This is a genomic window from Nostoc sp. (assembly GCF_036917465.1).
Classification (GTDB): Bacteria; Cyanobacteriota; Cyanobacteriia; order Cyanobacteriales; family Nostocaceae; genus Nostoc.
Map to the genome: position 1 here is coordinate 1 of NZ_JBALDL010000093.1, position 6988 is coordinate 6988.

The window sequence follows — 6988 nt, forward strand, 5'->3', positions numbered from 1 at the left end:
TATTGGTATCCAGGTACTGTGGCGAGGCTGGTTAAAATTGCACGACCTTTGTAAAGGCTGGCAGCTTGCAAAAGAGACTTAACGGGAAAAGTCAGCTTTTCTACAAGTTCAAAAAACTGTTCGGGCTTACGTGAATGCTCACGCCTGGGAGAGTGCAGGATGGTGGACTCGTTTGTGAGTGGAATGTATCGGCTCAATAAGTAGGGGTAGGGTGATTCTAGCTAGTAAGACAAGTCCAAGGGAAGAAGAACAGATTGTTCAAGAATAATAGTCGCCAAAGAGGGAATATGACCAAGCTGAGAAATGCGGTCACGGATATACTCAAAAAAGCTAATTCCTAACTGACGAGTAGTGGCAACAAGGGACATAAAAGTATCCCAAGCCTTAGTACCTTCTAGAGTTTGAGTGGCATAACTAATATTACGTCGCTGCACCATAGTCCTGGCAGCTAACTCTGCCGGATTATTATGCAATGGCAATTCAGGATGCTCTAAAACAATTAGCAACTCCGAACTTTTGAGCAACGTTAATCGTTTTCGCTCATCCAATTGTTGATAACCACTTTTAGTATCGAAAAGTTTCCAAAACTCAGACCTAAGTTTTTCAGCCGTTTGCTGATTGGGAGAATCTTTATAAGCAAGTAAATCTCGGTAGTAATCCCAGAAATCATCCAAGAAGTCATCAAGAGCCTGTTGATGACAAGCAACATAAGGAGTCAACTTCTTGTAATGTCGTCCCTCATGTATCCAACACAAAGCTATACTATCCGTCAGTAGTTTAAACTGAGGAGCATCATCACAGACCAGAGTTTGTACCACTGGCCAATCAGTTTGTTGATGATAGAAAGCAATAGCTGCTGCTTCGATGATTCGAGTCCTTTGTTGAGAACCCAGTTTAGCTAAATATGTATCCAGTAGGGTATTAAACTCTGCCTCCGTGAACACAGTTTCTTGAGGTAATAATTTGAGTGCGGTTTTCCATTTTGTCGGTATTTGAAAATTCTCCAGCAAGTTGTATGCAAGTTGATTGAGAATTAACTCCAATTCTCTTCCGTTTTGCAATACTTTCACCACACTTAATCTGTCTTTCTTGGCAGTGGTCAGGTAGATTGTATATAACGGGTTGCACACTACATTAGTGGTGTAGTTTACTCCACCCACGCGCGCACCAGTTTGGTCTAAGTGTTGCCACTGACTGCTCTCTAGTCCTGACGCATATACTTCGCTTTTCTCGCTTTCAAATTCAGTCTGGTTTTTAATCAGTAGGTTTGATAAATATCCAGCTGATATGGATATGCCAATATCTTCTAAAAATTCTAATAGTTTGCCTTGGGTCAAGTTGCCCCCGTAGTATAGGCTAATCACTAAGGCTTTTATTCCTGGACCAAATTCTCCTTCGTAACCGCGAGGAAGTTCTGCTAAATAGGTTTTTCCAACTGAGGGTGAATACCCGGATTTCTCTTTCTGGAATAGTACGTTGTCTGTTTTCAGGATGATGTCTTGAACGATTACTTCTTGATACCCTTTAAATTCTGCGTCTGCTGGTAGTTTGTCCTGAGGGTATTCCAGTATTTGTTTTCTATCTATTTTAATAGTCTCGTTCTTACTGCCTTTGCTGTGCTTTTTTGGGTTTTTTCGCTCTTTTTCTGATGAGTGATTGCTGCTCAACCCTTTCTTGTTGGCTTTGATGTCTGGCTGACCAAGTTCTCCCTTCAGGCGGTTGTTTTCATCTTTTAATTGTTGATTTTCTGCTCGTAATTCTTTGACTTCTGCTTGCAATTGCTCTATTAAGTTCAGTAATATTTCTACTGTCCGACGCATTGATTCGTCTGCAATCCCTTTTGGCTCTATGGTTTGCAGTATCTCTTCTCCTGATTTTTTGCTCGAATCCTGCTTTTGCGTCATGTGTCACATTTTATTATATTCTGTCTCCCTTGCTTACCTTATTTTTCTCCCCTACCCCTACTTATTGAGCGGATACTTTAAAAGTCACTTTGATCAGTTAGCGATGGCATAACCGCGCCTTCCTGGTAGCGATCGCATAAATTGAGTTTTTCTTGTGCTGATCTTCTCGTGATTCCTAGTCATTAATCTAAAACTATTGAGAATCAGACTGTGAGAAAACCTACGCTAGAAGAGTGAAGAACTGACCGTGAAAATTCAGGCAGCCGTCGGCTGCCTCTAACACCTCCTCTTAATGATTATCATTTTCAGTCCGAGTGAGATTTAATTTCCTCAAAGCCTTATGTAGTTCGAGTCTTGGTATATTTCATCCTGATTCAGGCTCGTCAATATTTAGATGCGTTTGCCCTGGAAATTTCCCAGTTTTTAGTTCATGCAAATTTTGTGCCCACGTGAACGCAAAGTCTATGCTAGATAAGCTTTTACCCAAACAGTTACCACGTATTTAGCATGAATTTTTACCCTCCAAAAAGGCTCAAAGTAAACAGCCTAGGCATCAGCTCCGCCAGCAAGAAAGTTCTTCGGGTTAACCCAAGAACCGAGTTTGACTCTGGTGATGTAATAAGTAGCTTGTAGTAATAATCCCAAAAGGACTGCTAGAACAAAGGCACCTAATGTTTGAAAAGGTGCGAAGCCTTTCTGAGCAATAATTTTAGCCACAACGCCAAAGACTGCTACTGGGACTAAAGCAATTACCCAGTTGAGAATGCGAATTACAGACTCGAACAAAATCCCAATTACATCCTCAATTGGCTGATATCCAAGTTTGCCTGCGGCGATTTGTTCAGATTTTAATCCCCGAAGGACGATGCCAAATGAAAGGGCAATGACAATTAATTGAATTACATTATTATCCACCAGTGGCTTGAGGATGGCTTCTGGCACAGCGCCTTTAATTAGTCCCCAGGGATCGAAACTTTGATTAGTGATTGTCCCTTGACTACCGGAAAAAGTTAAATGGCTCCAAGTCCCAGGATGGAGAACATTTGCCACTAATAGCCCAATCAATATGGCTACTGTAGTATTGGTTAAAAGTATTACCGCTAGCCGTCGTCCTGCGGTACCAGGAATATTGGTGGTTAAAAAAGTGTGTAACACTGCCATCAAAATCAAGGGAGTAGCGAGGGTACTTAAGGCTTTCAACACCAATTCAGAGGGGACTGCTAAGTTAGTTATAAGGGCGGCATTGTTGGGACTGGGGTTTCCTGCACCGAGTACAATTCCTGAGCAAATTGCAAGACCCAAGGCGATAACAATTTGCATTGTTAGAGGAATACGCCCCAACCAGTGACGTTTTTTTTGTGGTAAAGTCACGTTTTCTGTTTTGTAGAAATGATGTAACTATTAAAACACTACCTGTGACAAAAACCCCCAGCATAGGGACAGCTCTCAATACTGCGTAGGTTTTGCCTTCAAAATGACCTTTTCTACATCCCGCCTAATAATTCTAATAATATAGTCAAGGTTTGCTCTGCTGCTTTAGAGTATCTGCGAACGCTTGCAACGAATCTTTCCCGACCTGAATACTGATATCAGAGTAGAGATTGCCAGTGCTTTCCACTCGTACTTCCCCTAAATTTAAAGCGTTGCGAATTGATTCAGCACTGTCGCCATCTCCTTGCTGGGCAATAATGCGAGTTACTTCTAGCGGCTCACCCCAGCTTTTAGTAATATAGATGTTGTGATAACCAGCTTTTTCCAAGATTTTGATTAATGGATGCAGGTTAGCTTGATTAGTGCCTGTACTGTCTTGAAGTGCTATTCGTAAGCTAGCGGTATGATGAACTACTTCTGCTTTGGGTTCTGAGTCTAAATCAAAGTACTTAGCCATCATCGCACCAATGTATCGATTGTCTGCTATCCAGTAGCTAGCATCATATTCTTTCTTTTCGCTAAATCGACCAGGCAGCATCAACATTTGCATATTAGAGCGATGGGTTTGCACCATAAAATCCAACAGCGCTACTAATTCTTCTACTGTTAAGTTGGAATCTATGTGTTCTTTAACTATGTCAAGTATTTTAGGCAGTTGACTCAGAGTCGCTGGGTTGAGAGTTTGATCGGTTAAAGCACTAATGACCATTTGCTGCCGTTGAATGCGACCAATATCTCCCAATTCATCATGGCGAAAACGCAAAAGTTGTAACGCTTGCTCGCCATTTAGATGTTGCTTACCTGCCTTTAAATTGATGTACAGGTGCTGGGAATCATCTCGGTATTTCATATTCTTTGGTACGTAGACTGTCACACCACCCAAGGCATCGACTAACTTGCTGACTCCCAAAACGTTAATTCTGATATACCGATCAATTTCCACTCCATCCAAGAGATTACTGACTGCTGTACTGGTCAAAGCCGGACCACCATAAACATTGGTAGCATTAATTTTGGTCATACCATGCCCAGACACCTCTATGCGGGTATCTCTAGGAATGGAAAGCATAATTAATTTTTTCTTTTCTGGCTCAAATCGCAGTAAAAGCATCACATCCGAAAGACCATCAAAGGAATTTAGTTCCGGCTGATATCTCATGTGTAGCGTTTCTGGGGGCGGGTTTTTAATGTCTGGTGGCAGCACACTCATCCCCAAAACTAAAATGTTCACAGGGCGACTTAATGCAGAAAATTGTAGTCCACTCCCAGTAATCCCTTCTCCATTAAAGGCTGCTTGCTGTTGTTGATTTAGCTGAGTTTTCTGCAAAGGCTTGCTGGTGAAAGAAACTGCTAACAGCGTGCCCGCGATCGCTGCTCCCATTGCTACACCACCTATCCTCAACCAAAACCACAGCGAACTTCTTAGTATTGGCTTTTTGGCATTTTTGTTACTTTGTTTAAACGCTTTTCCCGAATGGTTTTCTCCTGCTGGCATTCTTTTACCACTCACTGCTTAGATTTGGACTAGACAGTTTGTGCTTGTCAATCCAAATTTCAAGCAGACAAGCCAAACCATAATAGCTTACTCTCAAATTATCTTTTAGCCAAAATCTAATCTGACTCAGAGTAGTAGCAACCAATTCTGAATGCTGCTAAACAATTTCATACCAGATATTCTCTGATAATCCCTATCGGGTATCAGTCTTTATAGCGTTTCCTCAGTATTGTTTCTTCAGGTGCATTATCGATGCTCCCAATGATGTCGTTGTCTAGAGTGTAATCATAATAGTGAAATTGTGATGGGGCTACTGGAGTTCTCAAATTGTGATTATTTTCAATTCCATAACTGCTGATACTTGAGTTTGTAGTTTGACGTTCGCTCAGAGAATTGACACTAAACTGCATCAAATTTGACTGTTGATCATTATTAGACTTTACTTGCAAGTCATTTTGAACAATGGAAACAGTAATGGATGATATTAAGGTAGTTGGTTGATGAGCAAATATTAAGCTAGAAGGGAGACTCTGAATTTCACTTGTATAGCTTGAGGATTGTGTACTATTTCCTGCGGTACTTGTGAGTATATCACGTATTTGGCTCTGTGTTAAGTCGTGATTAGCACTAAGCATTAGAGCAACTACACCAGCAACATAAGGGGAAGCCATAGACGTACCGCTATGAGTGGCATACTGATTATTCGGGACGGAGGAATAGACATCAACACCGGGCGCAGTCACATAAGTAGTTGTCTGTGTCCCAGAACGATTAGAGAAATCAGCCATCTGATTATTTTTATCAACTGCGCCAACTGCAATTCCTGTAGTGGATGCATAGCTAGCGGGATAATCTGGGGATGATGAACCATCATTACCAGCAGCCATTACAACAGTCACACCTTTACTGCTAGCGTATTCAATAGCTGACTTGAGGGTATCATCGGGGTACATGCTTCCCAGGCTGAGGTTAATTACATTAGCACGATTGTCTACAGCATAGTGAATACCTTTAGAGATTGTAGTATCGTTACCTGAGCCAGAGCTATCGAGAACTTTCACTGGCATGATTTTAGCGTTGTAGGCAATGCCAGTCACACCATAGTTATTATTTTCGCCAGCAATAATGCCAGAAACATGAGTACCATGACCATTGTCGTCTAGGACGTTATTGTTGTTGTCAACAAAATTCCAGCCGTGGATATCATTAGCGTAGCCATTGCCGTCATTATCTATACCATTGCTGGCGTTTTCTTTGGGATTAGTCCAGATATTATCTTTTAAGTCTTGGTGATTATAGTCAACTCCAGTATCTAAAACAGCAACGACAACGCCTTGACCTGTATATCCATGCGCCCAAACTTCTGGTGCTTTAACTAGGTCTGCTCCCCAATTATTGCCACCAAGTTTAGGAACATCTGCATAGGTATTCTGCTCGGTAGCTTTAGCCACTGCTGCTGCTGCATTAGTTAAGCCATAACCATCGGTAGACCTATAACTTTGGGTGCTAAAAGTATTCTTAGTAGAGTCACTATTATTTAGCAACTGCACATCAGAATTATTTGAGTTATAGCTACTACGTCCGCTGAAGTTGAGGCTGTGGTCATCTTTAGGATTAAATGTATCTAACGAAGAGGTGGGAGTAACATTTAATCTTTTATTAGCATGATCATTGAGCATAAGTATTTTCTTCTCAAAGTTAGCAATGTTTTTTAACAGCTTAAGGTGTTAAAAAATTTGCTAAACAAAAGTTTTAACGGATGAATAAGCCATATTGTTAACAATTACTATGAAATTTGATAAAATAATGCCAATTTTATTACCAAAAAATATGATGATAATTATTTCAATTTTTTGACAAATTTTTCAAAAAGGTGTCCAGCGCTCATCGGTGATAGGTTAAGATAATTTTACTTTTGTCAATTAGAAATTATGCTGAAAATTTAGGAAAGACACAGGTATGAAGTTAAATCTTGTACTGAACTTACGGGAGAAGAATGAATCATGCGTATCATGATTTTGGGATCGCCTGCTCAAAAATTGTGTTTCTGATCAAGAGTAATTTCTCACCGTTCGCGTAATAGGATTTGACTAAGAGGAATTATCGACCAAATGACCATAAATATCAGGTGATAGACCAAGTAAACAAATAATTTCCT

3 protein-coding genes and 2 pseudogenes are annotated in these 6988 nt (G+C 40.6%); all 5 read right to left on the bottom strand.

Translation table 11 applies throughout. From position 1 onward, the window contains the following. Positions 1 to 197: pseudogene (locus tag V7K38_RS25365) on the bottom strand (hypothetical protein); the annotation flags it as partial. A 24-nt stretch (positions 198 to 221) separates the two neighbouring features. Beyond that, complete coding sequence (locus tag V7K38_RS25370; protein ID WP_334861831.1) at positions 222 to 1904, bottom strand: IS66 family transposase; 1683 nt, start codon at positions 1902 to 1904, stop codon at positions 222 to 224. Positions 1905 to 2453: 549 nt separating this feature from the next. Beyond that, a pseudogene (locus tag V7K38_RS25375) lies at positions 2454 to 3275 on the bottom strand (dicarboxylate/amino acid:cation symporter); the annotation flags it as partial. Positions 3276 to 3420: 145 nt separating this feature from the next. Then, positions 3421 to 4845: an LCP family protein gene (locus V7K38_RS25380; RefSeq protein WP_442940802.1), complete on the bottom strand. Its 1425-nt coding sequence runs from the start codon at positions 4843 to 4845 to the stop codon at positions 3421 to 3423. 188 nt (positions 4846 to 5033) lie between these two features. Beyond that, entirely contained in the window at positions 5034 to 6509 is a 1476-nt protein-coding gene (locus tag V7K38_RS25385; protein WP_334861835.1) for a S8 family peptidase, read from the bottom strand. Positions 6510 to 6988 lie beyond the last annotated feature (479 nt).